14 protein-coding genes are annotated in these 13,791 nt (G+C 72.0%); 6 read left to right on the plus strand and 8 right to left on the minus strand.

Going from position 1 to position 13,791, the window contains the following annotated elements; genetic code table 11:
- The coding region (locus AB0H87_RS24260; protein WP_360149746.1) for an ERAP1-like C-terminal domain-containing protein at positions 1-706 on the plus strand (706 nt) is incomplete at its 5' end.
- Here AB0H87_RS24260 and AB0H87_RS24265 read toward each other — a convergent pair.
- Genes AB0H87_RS24265 through AB0H87_RS24280 form a run of 4 tightly spaced genes read right to left on the minus strand, consistent with a single transcriptional unit; the run spans position 699 to position 4,684 of the window.
- Positions 699-1,655 (minus strand): tripartite tricarboxylate transporter substrate binding protein, encoded by a 957-nt coding sequence (locus tag AB0H87_RS24265; RefSeq protein WP_360149749.1) that lies wholly within the window; start codon positions 1,653-1,655, stop codon positions 699-701. The two genes, AB0H87_RS24260 and AB0H87_RS24265, sit on opposite strands and share 8 nt — an antisense overlap.
- Positions 1,656-1,665: 10 nt before the next feature.
- Positions 1,666-3,198, minus strand: coding sequence for a tripartite tricarboxylate transporter permease (locus tag AB0H87_RS24270; RefSeq protein WP_360149752.1), 1,533 nt, complete (start codon positions 3,196-3,198; stop codon positions 1,666-1,668).
- Positions 3,195-3,695 (minus strand): tripartite tricarboxylate transporter TctB family protein, encoded by a 501-nt coding sequence (locus AB0H87_RS24275; protein WP_360149755.1) that lies wholly within the window; start codon positions 3,693-3,695, stop codon positions 3,195-3,197. The genes AB0H87_RS24270 and AB0H87_RS24275 overlap by 4 nt, the downstream gene beginning before the upstream one ends.
- On the minus strand, positions 3,692-4,684 hold the full coding sequence (locus tag AB0H87_RS24280) for a tripartite tricarboxylate transporter substrate-binding protein (protein ID WP_360149758.1): 993 nt from the start codon (positions 4,682-4,684) through the stop codon (positions 3,692-3,694). The genes AB0H87_RS24275 and AB0H87_RS24280 overlap by 4 nt, the downstream gene beginning before the upstream one ends.
- Positions 4,685-4,876: 192 nt before the next feature.
- Here AB0H87_RS24280 and AB0H87_RS24285 point away from each other — a divergent pair, with 192 nt between their 5' ends.
- From AB0H87_RS24285 to AB0H87_RS24295, 3 genes are all read left to right on the plus strand, one after another.
- The gene (locus AB0H87_RS24285; protein WP_360149761.1) at positions 4,877-6,415 is read left to right on the plus strand and encodes an ATP-binding protein; all 1,539 of its coding nucleotides are present in this window, start codon (positions 4,877-4,879) and stop codon (positions 6,413-6,415) included.
- A complete protein-coding gene (locus AB0H87_RS24290; protein WP_360149764.1) occupies positions 6,412-7,086 on the plus strand; it encodes a response regulator in 675 nt (224 codons plus the stop codon). Before AB0H87_RS24285 ends, AB0H87_RS24290 begins: the two co-directional genes overlap by 4 nt.
- A 63-nt stretch (positions 7,087-7,149) precedes the next feature.
- Positions 7,150-8,385 (plus strand): flavin-dependent oxidoreductase, encoded by a 1,236-nt coding sequence (locus tag AB0H87_RS24295; RefSeq protein WP_360149767.1) that lies wholly within the window; start codon positions 7,150-7,152, stop codon positions 8,383-8,385.
- Here AB0H87_RS24295 and AB0H87_RS24300 read toward each other — a convergent pair.
- The 4 genes from AB0H87_RS24300 to AB0H87_RS24315 are packed head-to-tail and all read right to left on the minus strand — an operon-like array spanning position 8,373 to position 11,750.
- A complete protein-coding gene (locus tag AB0H87_RS24300) occupies positions 8,373-9,161 on the minus strand; it encodes an ABC transporter ATP-binding protein (RefSeq protein WP_360149770.1) in 789 nt (262 codons plus the stop codon). The two genes, AB0H87_RS24295 and AB0H87_RS24300, sit on opposite strands and share 13 nt — an antisense overlap.
- Before the next feature lie 6 nt (positions 9,162-9,167).
- Complete coding sequence (locus tag AB0H87_RS24305) at positions 9,168-9,977, minus strand: ABC transporter permease (RefSeq protein WP_360149773.1); 810 nt, start codon at positions 9,975-9,977, stop codon at positions 9,168-9,170.
- The gene (locus AB0H87_RS24310) at positions 9,974-10,765 is read right to left on the minus strand and encodes an ABC transporter permease (protein ID WP_360149776.1); all 792 of its coding nucleotides are present in this window, start codon (positions 10,763-10,765) and stop codon (positions 9,974-9,976) included. Before AB0H87_RS24310 ends, AB0H87_RS24305 begins: the two co-directional genes overlap by 4 nt.
- Positions 10,766-10,769: 4 nt before the next feature.
- Entirely contained in the window at positions 10,770-11,750 is a 981-nt protein-coding gene (locus tag AB0H87_RS24315) for an ABC transporter substrate-binding protein (RefSeq protein WP_360149779.1), read from the minus strand.
- 200 nt (positions 11,751-11,950) lie between these two features.
- Here AB0H87_RS24315 and AB0H87_RS24320 point away from each other — a divergent pair, with 200 nt between their 5' ends.
- Both AB0H87_RS24320 and AB0H87_RS24325 read left to right on the plus strand, forming a co-directional pair.
- Positions 11,951-12,829 (plus strand): alpha/beta hydrolase, encoded by an 879-nt coding sequence (locus AB0H87_RS24320; protein WP_360149782.1) that lies wholly within the window; start codon positions 11,951-11,953, stop codon positions 12,827-12,829.
- Between the two features lie 247 nt (positions 12,830-13,076).
- Positions 13,077-13,538 (plus strand): hypothetical protein, encoded by a 462-nt coding sequence (locus AB0H87_RS24325; protein ID WP_360149785.1) that lies wholly within the window; start codon positions 13,077-13,079, stop codon positions 13,536-13,538.
- The last annotated feature ends 253 nt before the right edge of the window (positions 13,539-13,791 follow it).

Consider the following 13,791-nt stretch of genomic DNA (forward strand, 5'->3'; position numbering starts at 1 on the left):
CACCCTCGTGACCGCCGCCGTCGACCGGACACTGAACCACCTCGTGCGCCGCGTGCTGCGCCCGGAGGAGGTGAGCGCGGCGCTGGAGACGGTCGCGGCCGCGTGTGCGCTCGACGGTGAGCAGGACGAGCAGCGCGCGGTGGCGCTGGCCCGGGGGCTGGCCCGGGCCACGGGCGACACCGCGCTGCTGCGGCGCTGGCTGGCCACGGGCCGGACCGACCAGGGGCTGGCGCTCGACCCGGGGCTGCGCTGGGCGACCGTGCGGCGGCTGGCCGAGCTCGGCGACCTCGACGCGCCGGAGATCGAGGCGGAGCGGCTCCGGGACGGCACCGCCGCGGGGGATCTCGGCGCCGCGGCGGCACTGGCCGCCCGCCCCCGAGCCGCGGCGAAGGCGGCGGCCTGGGCCGAGATGACGGGCGACGCCGACGTCTCCGTCCGACGCTTCCGGGCGCTGGCCGACGGTCTGTGGTCGCCGGCCCAGCGGGACCTGGTCGCGCCGTACATCTCACCCTATGTGGATGCCGCGCCGGCGCTGGCCCGACGTGGCTCGGCGTTCGCGGAGGCGGTCGGACGCGCCTTCCCGGCGCTCCCGCTGACCGCGGCGGAGCTGGACCTGTTCCGCGCGGCCCTGCACGGCGACGTGCCCACCGTCCTGAGACGACAGTGGGAGGACGAGCTGGACGACCGCGCGCCGACGGCTAGCTGAGGCCCAGACCGGCCAGCGTGCGCGAGCGGCGGGCGTCCGCGTCCCGCAGGAACGTGCCGAACTCCGCACCGCGCAGGTACGCGTCCGTCCAGTGGTTGCGCGCCACGGTGTCGCGCCAGGCCGGCGAGGCGCGCAGGCCGTCGGCGATGCCCAGCAGCTTCCGCTCGGCGGTGGTGTCCAGGCCGGGCGGTGCGACCAGCCCGCGCCAGTTGACGAAGACCACGTCGACGCCGGCCTCGCGCAGCGTGGGCGCGTCCACTCCCGGCGTCCGGGCGGCGCCGGTCACGGCGAGCACGCGGAGCTGGCCGGAGACGATCTGCTGGACGTACTCGCCGAGGCTGGAGACCGCGACTGCGACCCGCCCGCCGAGCGCGGCGGCCAGCAGGGTGCCACCGCCGTCGTAGCGGACGTAGCGGACCCGCGGTGGCGGTATGCCCAGCGCCCGCGCGACCAGCATCGGCGCGAGATGGTCGGGACCGCCCGTGGTGGAGCCGCCGCCGACCGCCAGGTCCGCCGGTGCGGCGCGCCAGGCCGCCACGAGGTCGGCCATCGTCCGAAGAGGAGAGTCGCGGGTGACCACGAACGCCTCCGGCTCCTCGACCAGGCGCGCGATCGGCGTGACGTCGGCGAGCGTCGCCGAGCCGGGCAGCGTGTGCTGGGCACCGACCAGGCCGAGGCCCATGAGCATCAGCATGTCGCCGTTGCCCCGCTCGTAGACCAGACGCTGCAGGCCGACCGCCCCGCCGGCGCCGGGCAGGTGGAAGATCTCGATGCCGCGCGCGACCCCGCTCACCTCGAGCGCCGTGCCGACCGCCCGCGCGGTCACGTCATAGCCGCTGCCGGGCGCGTTGGGCACCATCAGCCGCAGCGGCGCCGCGGCCTCCCGGCGGCACCCGGCCACGGGAAGCAGCGCGGCGGCCGCCGCGGCGAGGAGCGTTCGGCGCTGCACAGGCACATCCTCAGTCCTCGCCCGTGACCACCGCCAGTCGGTCCGCGCGCCGGCCGCGGAACAGCCTGGGCAGGTGGGGCAGGGCGAGGGCGGCCACGGCGAGCAGCAGCAGCGCCAGGGTGAGCGGCCGCCGGACGAAGATCGACAGGTCGCCGTCGGCGAGCAGCAGTGCCCGCCGGAACTGGGTCTCCATCAGCGGCCCCAGGATGAGGCCGAGGATGGCGGGCGCGACCGGGAAGTCCAGGTGCCGCATGAGCATGGCGATCAGACCGATGGCGTACGCGAGCAGCACGTCGACGATGTTGCCGGACACGGCGTAGACGCCGAGCGTGGCGAACACGAGGATCCCGGAGTAGAGCAGCGGCCGGGGGATCCGCAGCACCTTCACCCAGAGCCGGATCAGCGGGAGGTTGAGGGCGAGCAGCAGCACGTTGCCGACGAACAGCGACGCGATCAGGGCCCAGACGAGCGTGCCCTGGTTCTGCAGGAGCTGCGGGCCGGGGGAGAGGTTGAAGTAGCTGAACGCCGCCAGCATGACCGCTGCCGTCGCCGAGGTCGGGATGCCGAGCGTCAGCAGCGGCACGAGCACGCCGGAGAACGACGCGTTGTTGGCGGCCTCGGGCCCGGCGACGCCCTCGATCGCGCCACGGCCGAACTCGTCCTTGTTCCTGGCGCGCCGTTTCTCGTACATGTAGGACAGGAACGTCGGCAGCTCGGCGCCGCCCGACGGCAGCGCGCCGAACGGGAAGCCGAGTGCGGTGCCGCGCAACCACGGCCGCCACGACCGGCTCCAGTCGGCGCGGGAGAGCCACGCGAAGCCGGTGGCCGGTTCGAGCGGGACCGCCTTCTCCGGCAGGTCACGCAGCCGGGAGGCGATGAACAGCGTCTCACCGACCGCGAACAGCCCGACGATCACGACGACGACGTCGATGCCGTCGAGCATCGAGGCGACGCCGAAGGTGAACCGGGCCTGGCCGGTCAGCGCGTCGATGCCGACGACGCCGAGGAACAGCCCGAAGGTGAGCGACATCAGCCCGCGGACGATGGACGACCCGACGACCGCGGTGACCGTGACCATAGCCAGCAGGGCCAACGCGAAGTAGTCCGAGGCGCGGAACGAGACGGCCAGGCGGGCCATCGGCTCGGTCACGAAGGTCAGCAGGACGGTCGTGATGATCGCGGCGACGAACGAGCCGATCGCGGCCGTGGCCAGCGCGGCGCGGGCCCGGCCGCGCTTGGCCATCTGGTAGCCCTCGATCGAGGTGGCCACCGACGCCGACTCGCCGGGGGTGTTGAGCAGGATCGAGGTGGTGGAGCCGCCGTACATGGCGCCGTAGTAGATGCCGGCGAACATGATGAGCGTGCCCGTCGGGTCGTCCAGCTCGAGGGCCACCGGCAGCAGCAGCGCGATGGTCAGCGCGGGCCCGATGCCCGGCAGCATGCCGACCAGCGTGCCGACGGTGACGCCGATCGCGGCGTACAGCAGGTTCTGCGGTGTCAGCACCGTGCCGAAGCCGTCGATCAGGTCGGCGAACGCGTTCACAGCGGCAGCACCCCCGCCGGCAGCACGATGCCGAGGAGCTTGGTGAAGGCCAGGTAAATGCCCAGGGCCAGGACGGCGCCGACGATGGCGTCGCGCACGATCACCTCGCGGAGCGGGCGGGTCGAGAGCAACTGGGCCGCGCCGACGTAGAACGCGAGGGTGGCGAGCACGTAGCCGACCGCCGTGTACTTGAGCACGACGGCGTACGCGACCAGCAGCGCCAGCAGGAGCAGCGGCGCGCGCCAGGCCGGTCGGTCGATGGGGCCTTGCCCGCGCCGCCGCCACGCGGCGACCTGGGTGCCGAGGTAGGCGACGGCCACCACCACCCAGAGTCCGGTGACGACGATCGGCGCCGTGGTGGGCCCGCCCAGCGTGATGCCGTTCTCGGCGCCGGCGACCAGCGCGCGCGTGAACAACGCCACCCCCGCCACGACCAGCACCACGCCGGCGGCGAGCCCGGCCAGCGGGCTCGCCTCCGTGCGATCGGGCTCGGTCACTGGCCCAGGCCGATCTCGGCCAGGACCGACGTGATCCGCGTGCTCTCCGACTCGAAGTACGCCTTCGCCTCGTCGCCGGACTTGTAGAAGTCCTGCCACTTCTTCTCGGTGAGCGTCTGCATCCACGCGTCGGAGGTGTGCAGCTTGTCCACCAGGCCGATCACCGCGGTCCGGTCGGCCTCGCTGATCCCGGGCGGCGCCACGACCCCGCGCCAGTTGAGCAGTTCCACGTCGTACCCGGCGTCCTTGATCGTCGCCGTCGGCGAGCCCGCTCCGACGTCCTCCGGCGCCCCGCCGGAGACCGCCAAGGCCCGCAGGTCGCCGGCCTTGACCAGGTCGGCGAACTCGCTCGCCCCGGAGACGCCGACCGAGATGTCGCCGGAGAGCAGGGCCGCCTTGGCCTCGCCGCCGCCGGAGTACGCGACGTACTGCTTGGCCACCGTCTTCGCGTCGGCGCCGGCCGCCTTGGCCAGCAACCCGACCAGGATGTGGTCGGTGCCGCCGGCCGAGCCGCCGCCCCACTTCACCGCGGTGGGGTCGGCCTTGGCCGCGTCCAGCAGGTCCTTGAGGCTCTTGTACGGCGAGTCGGCGCGCACGACGACGACCTCCGACTCGGAGGTCAGGGTGGCGATCGGCGTCGTCTTCGTCAGGTCGACCTGCGACTTGTTGGTGACGACGCCGCCGACCATCACCAGGCCCGTGATCATGAGCTGGTGCGCGTTGCCCGAGTGGCTGCTGACGAGCTCGGCGAGCCCGATCGTGCCGGCCGCGCCGTTGACGTTGCGCACCTCGGCCGACTGTCCGTTGAGGAGGTTCGCGTCCTGCAACGCCTTCTGCATGGAGCGGGCGGTGGTGTCCCAGCCGCCGCCGGCGGCCGCGGGAGCCATGATCTGCAGCGTCTTGCTCGGGTACGCGGCGGCGGCCTGGTCGTTCTTCCCGCCGACGGACTGCTCCGCGCAGCCGGCGGCGCCGAGGACGACCGCGGTCACCGCTATGCCAAGGAACCTTCGGCGCATCATGGGGTAACGCTCCTGTCGCTGACGGATGGCGGGCGTGTTACGCGCACCATGCCGGACCCCGATGCGGCGGGTCACGCTTGTGTACGCACAGGAACTTTTGGTCGTTTCGGCCGCGATCCGCGGCGAGTACCCTTCGCGCAACACACCGACAGGAGCAGGCCTATGCGCTGGCAGCTCACCCTGACCCGGCAGTTGCTGCTGTTCCAGCTCGGCATCGTCCTGCTGGTCGCCGCGGCGGTGGGCGCGGTGTCGCTGGCCGGGTCGGCCGCCGCGTTCCGCCGGGAGGAGGGCGGGCGGCTGCGGTCGATCGCGGCGAACCTCGCCGCCAACGAGACGGTCCGCCAGGGTGTCGGTGACCCGATCTGGCAGGAGCCGCTGGCTGGCGTGGCGGAGACCGCGCGCAGCGTCTCCGGTTCGTCGTTCGTCGTGCTCACCGACGCGAGCGGGACCCTGATCACCGGCCCGGACAGCGGCCGCCGCGCACCGCTCGGCGACAGCGCCGGGCTGGCCGGCCGGGGCTGGCTCGGGGTGGTCGACGACGGGTCACGGTTCCTCGTGGCGCACGAGCCGATCCTGGACCCGGCTGACGCACACGTCCTCGGTCTCGTGATCGCCGGCAAGGCGTACCCCTCCTGGCCGGAGCTGATCGCCGCCGCGACGCCGGACCTGCTGACGTACCTTCTGCTCGGATCCGTGCTGGGCGTCGGCGGCTCCCTGCTGCTGGCCCGCCGGGTCAAGCGGCAGACGCTCGGGTTGGAGCCGCGCGAGATCGCCGGTCTGGTCGAGCACCGCGAGGCGATGCTGCACGGGATCAAGGAGGGCCTGATGGGCCTGGACACCGCCGGCCGGGTGACGCTGGCCAACGACGAGGCGGTCCGGCTGCTGGGGCTGCCGCCCGACGCGACCGGGCGGCCGCTGCGCGCGATCGTCGGCGAGCCGCTGGCCGACCTGCTCACCGGCGGCATCGACGAACCGGATGCCGTCGTCGTGCAGAACGCCCGGGTCCTGGTGCTCAACCGGATGCCGGTGGTCGTGCGCGGCACGTCGGTCGGCTCGGTCACGACGCTGCGCGACCAGACCGAGCTGTCCTCTTTGGAGCGGGAGCTGGCGCTGAGCCGCACGGCCACCGACACCCTGCGCGCGCAGGCGCACGAGTTCACGAACCGGCTGCACACCATCTCCGGGCTGCTCCAGCTGGGCCAGCACGAGGAGGCCGTGAACTTCATCATCAGCGCCGGCGAGGCACAGGAGACCCTGAGCAACGAGGTGCAGTCGCGGATCGCCGATCCGGCCCTGGCCGCGTTGATCATCGCCAAGGCCAGCGTCGCGGCCGAGCAGCAGGTGTCGCTGGTCGTGGCGGCCGACAGCGGCATACCCGCGCCCCTCGACGACCGGCTGTCGGCCGACCTGGTCACCGTGACGGGCAACCTCGTCGACAACGCCATCGACGCCGTGTCGCCCGGCGGGAGCGTGGAGGTGAGCGTCGGGCACGAGGCCACCGACGTGGTCGTCACCGTCCGCGACTCCGGCGCGGGTGTGCCGGCGGATCTCGCCGACCAGGTGTTCCGCGGCGGGTTCACCACCAAGAGCGGGGACGGTCACCGCGGCCTCGGTCTCGCGCTGGTGACCAAGGTCTGCGCCGGCCGCGGCGGATCCGTCGGGGTGACCGGCTCGACGTTCACGGCGCGGATCCCATCGTGATCCGGGTCCTGGTCGTCGACGACGACTTCATGGTGGCCCGGGTGCACACCGGGCTGGTGGAACGGGTGCCGGGGTTCGACGTCGTCGGGGTGGCGCACACCGGCGAGGACGCCCTCGCCGCGGTCGACGAGCTGGGCCCCGACCTCGTGCTGCTCGACATCTACCTGCCGGACATCTCCGGGCTGGAGGTGTTGCGCCGCCTCCGGGAGCGGGACACCCCGGTCGACGTGCTGGTGGTGACGGCGGCCCGGGACGCGCAGACCGTACGCGGCGCGCTGCGTGGTGGCGTCGTGCACTACGTGGTCAAGCCGTTCTCGTTCGACACCCTGCGGTCCAGCCTGGAGCGGTACGCGGCCGCGCTGCGGCGGTTCTCCGCGGCCGGCCCGGACGCGGCGGCGCAGACCGACGTCGACCGGCTCTTCGGCGCGCTGCGCCAGGCCGACGTGACGCTGCCCAAGGGGCTGAACCCGACGACCGCGGACCTCGTGGTCTCCGTGCTCCGCGACAGCGGCACCGACCTGTCCGCGGCGGAGTGCGCGGAGCAGGCCGGGCTCTCGCGGGTCAGCACGCGCCGCTACCTCGAATACCTCGCGCAGAGCGGAAAGGCGGAGATCCGGCGCCGGTACGGCGGCACCGGGCGTCCCGAACACCGCTACCGCTGGATCCGCTGACGGCGCGAAGGCGAGATGAAAGCCGACGGTGCGAGACTTCGCGGAGCGGCAGGAGGTGCGGGCGTGCGGGCACTGGTCATCGGGGGTGGGATCGGCGGTTTCGCGACCGCGTTGAGCCTGCACGAGGTCGGGGTCGAGTGCGAGGTGTTCGAGCAGTCGCGCGAGATCCGCGAGCTCGGCGTCGGGATCAACCTCCTGCCGCACGCCACGCGCGAGCTCGCCGCGCTCGGGCTGCTCGACGCCCTCGACGCCGTGGGGGTCCGCACCCACGAGCTGATCTACACCAACCGGCTGGGCCAGGAGATCTGGCGCGAGCCACGCGGCCTGGCCGCCGGGCACGACGTCCCGCAGTTCTCGATCCACCGCGGCGCGCTGCAGGGCGTGTTGCACGCGGCGGCGCGGGAGCGCATCGGGGCGGAGCGCATCCACCCGGGCCACCGGCTCGTGAACGTCGCGCAGTCCGCGCACGGCGTCACCGCCACCTTCGCGGTGGCCGGCTCCGGTGCGACCACCGAGGTCCGGGGCGACCTACTCGTCGCGGCCGACGGGATCCATTCGACCGTACGCCGCCTGCTGTATCCGGCCGAGGGGCCACCGTCCTGGAACGGCGTGCTGATCTGGCGGGGAGCGGTGCCGTATCCGCGCTTCCTCACCGGCCGATCGATGATCGTCGCCGGCGGCCTGGACCGGGCCAAGCTGGTGCTCTACCCGATCTCGCACCGCGACGGGCCGGAGACGCCGCTGCTCAACTGGGCCGTCTGCGTCAAGCTCGGCGACGGCTCGCAACCGCCGCCGCGGCGCGAGGACTGGAACCGGCCCGGCCGGCTCGACGAGGTGCTGCCGCACGTCGAGCGGGAGTTCCGCCTGTCGATGGTGGACATCGCCGACGTCGTACGCACGGCGGGGGAGTGCCACGAGTTCCCGATGTGCGACCGGGACCCGGTTCCCCGCTGGTCCTTCGGCCGGGTGACCCTGCTCGGTGACGCGGCGCACCCCATGTATCCGATGGGGTCCAACGGTGCCGCCCAGGCCATCCTCGACGCCCGCTGCCTCGCGCCGCTGCTGGCGGAGACCGGCGACGTCGCCGCCGCCCTGCGGGCGTACGAGGCGGCGCGGTTGCCGGCGACGGCCAGGATCGTGCACGACAACCGCCGAGGTGGCCCGGAGCGGGTCATCGACCTCGTCGCCGAGCGGGCGCCCGACGGGTTCACCCGCATCGACGAGGTCGCGAGCCGCGCCGAGCTCGAGGCGATCGTCACCGGCTACGCGGCGTCGGTGGGGCTCGATCACGCCTCCTGAGGAGCGTGCCGGTCCGTGCCGTAACGGAGCAGGCGGGCCACCTCACCGCGCAGGTGGACGAACCCGTCGCTCTCCCTGGTGGTGATCTGGTCGCGGTCGGGGCCGAGGGGCGTCACGTCGATGTCGGCGACGACGGTGCCCGGCGCGGTGGAGAGCACGAGCACCCGGTCCGCGAGGTACACGCTCTCGTCGATGTCGTGGGTCACGAGCAGGACCGTCGTGCGGTACGCGCGCCGGACGCGCAGCAGCAGGTCCTCGAGATCGGCGCGGGTCTGCGCGTCCACCGAGGCGAACGGCTCGTCCATGAGCAGCAACCTCGGCTCGCAGGCCAGCGCGCGGGCGATCGCGACCCGCTGCTGCATGCCGCCGGACAACTGCCAGGGGTGCTTGTCGGCCGCGTCGGCGAGGCCGACCGAGCTCAGTGCGTCCTCGACGGCCCGGTCGCGGGACTGCCGCGACCTGCGGCGCGCCTTGAGCGGGAACGCGACGTTGCCGCGCACCGTGAGCCACGGGAACAACGACTTGCCGTACTCCTGGAAGACGAACGCCAGGTCGTCCGGCACCGACCTGATCGGGACGCCCGTCAGCCAGGACTGGCCGGCGGACGGCGGCAGCAGGCCCGAGACCGCGCGCAGCAGCGTCGACTTGCCGCAGCCGGACGGCCCGACGATGCAGACGATCTCACCCTGCCGCACGGTGAAGCTGACGTCCCGGAGCGCGGTGTGTGCCGCGGCCCCGGAGCCGTACGCGTGGCCGATTCCGGACACATCCAACATGGACGGTCACCTTCCCGTGGCGCTCATTGACCTGGCGTGCCAGCCGACCACCCGGTGCTGTGCGGCGAGCAGCAGTGCGTTCAGGAGATAGCCGAGCATACCGAGCAGGACGATCCCCGCCCACATGGCCGGCAGGTCGAAGTTCCGCTGTGCCAGGATCATCTGCGCGCCAAGGCCGTCGTAGCTGCCCTTCAGCTCGGAGATGACCATCAGGATCAGGGCGAGGGACAGGCTCACGCGCAGCCCGGCGAAGATCTTCGGCAGGGCCGCCGGGAACACGACGGTCGCGAGGAAGCGGGGCCGGGAGAGCCGCATGCTCCTGGTCGTCTCGACCAGCGTCGCGTCCAGGTTCTGCGCGCCGTCGATGGTGTTCAGCAGGACCGGCCAGACGACCCCGAAGACGATCACGGCGAGCTGCATCGGCGTGCCGAGCGGGAACAGCACGAAGAACACCGGAAGCAGTGCGGGTGGCGGGATCGACCGGAGGAACGTGAGCGTGGGGCCGAGGTAGGCGGACGCGTGGTCGGACCGGCCGAGCAGCAGACCCAGCCCGATGCCCGCCGCGCCGGCGACGAGAAAGCCGGCGAGCAGCCGCAGCAGGCTCGGCAGGACGTCCACGGCGACCGCGTCGGTCAGGAACAGGTGCGACGGTGGCCCCGACAGCCAGAGGTCGGCCATCGTCGAGCCGATGACCCGCGGGGTGGGGAAGTAGGGGTTCGCGGCCGACGCCGCGGCCACCTGCCACAGCGCGACGCAGGCCACGAGCACGAGCCACTTCACCCCGGTCTCGGCGGCGCGGCGCCGGACCGGCCTCATCGGGCGCGCTCCCCGTCCGACCAGCCGATCCAGCGCCGCTGGATCCACGTGAAGACCAGGTTGACGACCACCCCGATGACGCCGGCGACGAACGTTCCCGCTATCGCGAGGTCCATCCGGGCGCCACCACCGCTCGCGGTCTCGATGAAGGTGCCGAGCCCGCCCCGCTCCCACAGCTCGGTCGACTCGGTGCCGCCACCGGCGAGGATCTCCGTGCTGATGATCAGGATCAGCGCGACGCCGGCGGAGATCCTGATGCCGGTGAAGACGAACGGCGTGATGCTCGGCAGCTTCACCGCGACCAGGGTGCGGGCGCGGCTGAGGTTGAACGCCCGCGCGGTGTCGATCCGCACCGGCTCGATGTCGTTCATCGCGTGCATCGTGTTGAACAGGATCGGCCAGACCGCGCCGAACACGGCCAGCGAGATCTTCATCTCGGGGTTGGTCTTGATCGCGACGACGGCCAACGGGATCAGCGCGACCGACGGGATCGGCCGCAGGAACTCGACGACGACGCTGAAGGCCGCGCGGACCAGCGGCAGGCTGCCGAACACGATGCCGGCCGGCACCGCGAGCGCCACCGCGATGATCAGCGCCAGCCCCCAGGAGAGGACGGACTGCACGACGTCGAGCGAGAAGCCGCGGTCGTTGAACAGTTCGACCAGCCGCAGGCCGATGGTCGACGGCGGCGGTAGGTACGCGGGGTTCACCAGGCCCGAGCGGCCGACGAGCTCGCAGGACGCGAGCACGCCGACCGTTCCGACGACGCTTCTGAGCAGCCGGGACATCCGCTCAGTCGCGCGGTGCCGGCACGGGGACCACCAAGGGCGCCACGTCGAGCTTCGCCGGCAGCATTCCGTAGCTCACGAGCAGGTCGGCCACGCGCTGCAGGCGCTTCGGGTCGATCGCGGTCGGATACTGCCCGATCTTCACCGAGGCCGCCGTCGCCGGGTCCATCTTTGCGTACTTCGGCAGCGCCTCCTCCACGTTCTTCCGGTCGGCGGACAGCTGCTGGCCCTTGAGCAGCACCCGCTGGATCGCGGCGACGGTCTCCGGGTTCTCCTGCGCGAACGTCGCGGTCGTGGCGAACCCGGCGATCGGGAAGTCGGCCGTCGGACCCGCGCCGGTGAGGTCGACCACGACCTTCGCGCCCATCGTCTTCTGCGCGTCGACCACGAACGGATCGAGCAGGGCGGCCACGTCGACGGTCTTCGCCGCGAGCGCCCCGGCCATGTCGGCGAAGCCCATCTCGACCAGCTTGACGCTGCTGAAGTCGATCCCGCCGGCCTCGAGGACGGCGCGGATGAGCAACTCGTTGATGTTGCCCTTCGCGTTGACGGCGATCGTCTTGCCGGCCAGGTCCCGCACGCCGGTGACCGTCGAGCCCGGCCCGGTGATGAGGGCGAAGTTGCTGTCCGGCGGCGCGACGTACGACTCGCTGATGAACCTCAGGTCGGCCGCGCCCGCCGCCTGCGCCTTCATGAAGGACACCCAGTTGCCGAAGGTGAAGTCGAGCGCCCCGGCGGCCAGCTTCGGGATGGCGATCGCACCACTCTGGACGGTCTCGGGCTCGACGACGAGCCCTTCCTCCTCGAAGAGGCGCTTCTGGAGCGCGAGCTGCACGCCGGAACAGTCGATGCCCACCATGACGCCGACCTTGAGCGTCTTGCGCTCGGCCGCCGGGCCGGTCCCGTCACTGACGAGCCCGCAACCCGTGGTGAGGAGGGTGACCATCGTGGCCGCCAGCAATCCGAGTGCCTGTGGACGTTTCATTTCCCCGTTTCCCCCCGCTTGCTTGCCGTGTCCCGGGCCGGTTCCCGCGATTGGCCAGTCTGGCAGCCGGCGCCTTCAGATCGGTTTCGCGCCGCTTGCACGTCGCGCAAAGCTCGCGGAAGAACGGAAGGGGTCCCGCGACCCGAGTAGTTTCGAAGGAATGCGAGGCACGCGTGTGAGGTGATGGAGAGGAGTCGACCATGGGTAGCACGGCGCAGCGCCGCCCGCCCGACGGGTTCAGTGAGCAGACGACCGACGTCGGCGGCCTGAAGATCAATTATGTGCGCGGCGGTGACGGGCCCACGTTGGTGCTCCTGCACGGGTATCCACAGACCTGGTACATGTGGCGCAAGGTGATGCCCGAGCTGGCCGAGAGCTACACCGTGGTGGCACCGGACATGCGCGGCGCCGGCGACAGCGACGCACCGGCCGACGGCTACGACAAGAAGACGCTGGCCGGTGACCTCCACGGCCTGCTCGGCCGGCTCGACCTCGACGACTCGGTCCGGTTGATCGGCCACGACATCGGCGCGATGGTGGCGTACTCGTACGCCGCGCAGCATCCGGACGACGTGGAGCGCATGGTGTTCGCCGAGGCCGTGATCCCGGACGAGGCCATCTACCGGATGCCCGTGCTGACCTCCCACGGCCCGGGCCACTGGAACTTCGGTCTGTTCAATGTGGGCAGTGGCTTTCCCGAGGGCCTGGTGGAGGGCCGGGAGCTGGCGTGGGTGACCGGGTTCATGAAGCCGCAGGCGGTGCGCCCCGAGGGGATCGACGACGAGAGCCTGCGGGAATGGGCCCGCTGCCTGACGGACGCCGCCCACCTGCGGGCGAGCTTCGCCTATTTCCGTGAGCTGAGCCACGACATGGTCGACAACGCCGAGTTCGTGAAGAACCGGCTACCGATGCCGGTCCTGGCCATCGGGGCGGCGGACAGCCTCGGCGACTCGGTGGGGGAGCAGCTCGCCGGATACGCGCAGGACGTGCACGTCGGCGTGATCGACGACGCGGGACACTACGTGTTCGAGGAGCAGCCGGAAGAGCTGTCCCGGATGGTGCTCGACTTCCTGAAGTAGCCGGATCCACTGAGGACCGACGGGGCGGCATCCCTCGCGGGGCCGCCCCGATCGAGCTACTTCTTCTTTTTCTTGTCCTTCTTCTTGTCCTTCTTGGACTTCTTCGCCATGGTCATCACCAACCCTCGGTGTTGAGCGGCCGCCACTCGGGGCCGGGCGCCCTTACCCTAGTTGAAATCCGGGTGGCCAGGAAGCAAACGGCGCTTTAACCCGCGTCACCCGGTCGAGCTCGTGAAGGAGCCCGTCGATGAGCACCGATCCGACGCTCGACCGCATCGGGCAGGCGGTGGAGCTGCACCACGGTCGGGGCGAGCGGGCCGCCGCTCGCGACGCGTTCGCCGAGATCTGGGCGGAGATCGGCGGCGAGCAAGGGGATCCCCTGCACGTGTGCGTGCTCGCGCACTCGATGGCCGACGTGCAGGACGACGTCCGCGCGGAGCTGGTCTGGGACCTGCGCGCCCTGGCCGCGGCCGACCTGCTCAGCGACGACCGGGTGGCCCGGGCCGGCGTGCCGCTGTCGGTGGCCGGCCTCTACCCGTCGCTGCACCTCAACCTGGCGGACTGTTACCACCGGCTCGGCGACCCGGACCGGGCTCGGGACCACCTCGAACGCGCGCGGGCGGGGATCGACGCACTCGGCGACGACGGTTACGGGCAGCTGATCAAGACGGGCCTCGATCGGTTGACACGGCGGCTGGCCGCCGAATAACAGCGTCTGGGCGCGCGTGGACTGCCGCGGCGGTGCCGTTCTGACCGCGGTGCGACAGCGCGTCGAGGACGTTCACGACGACTTCGGCAACGTGCCGACCCGCGGCCATGGCCTACTGACGGCGGGCAGAGGACCGCCCCCTCGGCTCGTGGTGGTGCTCATCGTGCCGCGGCCACCACGGCTTCCGCGACGACCAGGTCCTGCCAGGACATGCCGACGCTCTTGAAGAGCAGCGGCCGGTCCGGAGCGGGCG

It is taken from the genome of Asanoa sp. NPDC050611 (assembly GCF_040654855.1).
In the GTDB taxonomy this organism is placed as follows: domain Bacteria; phylum Actinomycetota; class Actinomycetes; order Mycobacteriales; family Micromonosporaceae; genus Asanoa.

Excerpts from the sequence above, each read along its gene's own strand:
- AB0H87_RS24285 (WP_360149761.1), top strand. The coding sequence starts at position 4,877 with ATGCGCTGGCAGCTCACCCTGACCCGGCAGTTGCTGCTGTTCCAGCTC.
- AB0H87_RS24300 (WP_360149770.1), bottom strand. The coding sequence starts at position 9,161 with ATGTTGGATGTGTCCGGAATCGGCCACGCGTACGGCTCCGGGGCCGCG.
- AB0H87_RS24305 (WP_360149773.1), bottom strand. The coding sequence starts at position 9,977 with ATGAGGCCGGTCCGGCGCCGCGCCGCCGAGACCGGGGTGAAGTGGCTC.
- AB0H87_RS24310 (WP_360149776.1), bottom strand. The coding sequence starts at position 10,765 with ATGTCCCGGCTGCTCAGAAGCGTCGTCGGAACGGTCGGCGTGCTCGCG.
- AB0H87_RS24315 (WP_360149779.1), bottom strand. The coding sequence starts at position 11,750 with ATGAAACGTCCACAGGCACTCGGATTGCTGGCGGCCACGATGGTCACC.
- AB0H87_RS24320 (WP_360149782.1), top strand. The coding sequence starts at position 11,951 with ATGGGTAGCACGGCGCAGCGCCGCCCGCCCGACGGGTTCAGTGAGCAG.
- AB0H87_RS24325 (WP_360149785.1), top strand. The coding sequence starts at position 13,077 with ATGAGCACCGATCCGACGCTCGACCGCATCGGGCAGGCGGTGGAGCTG.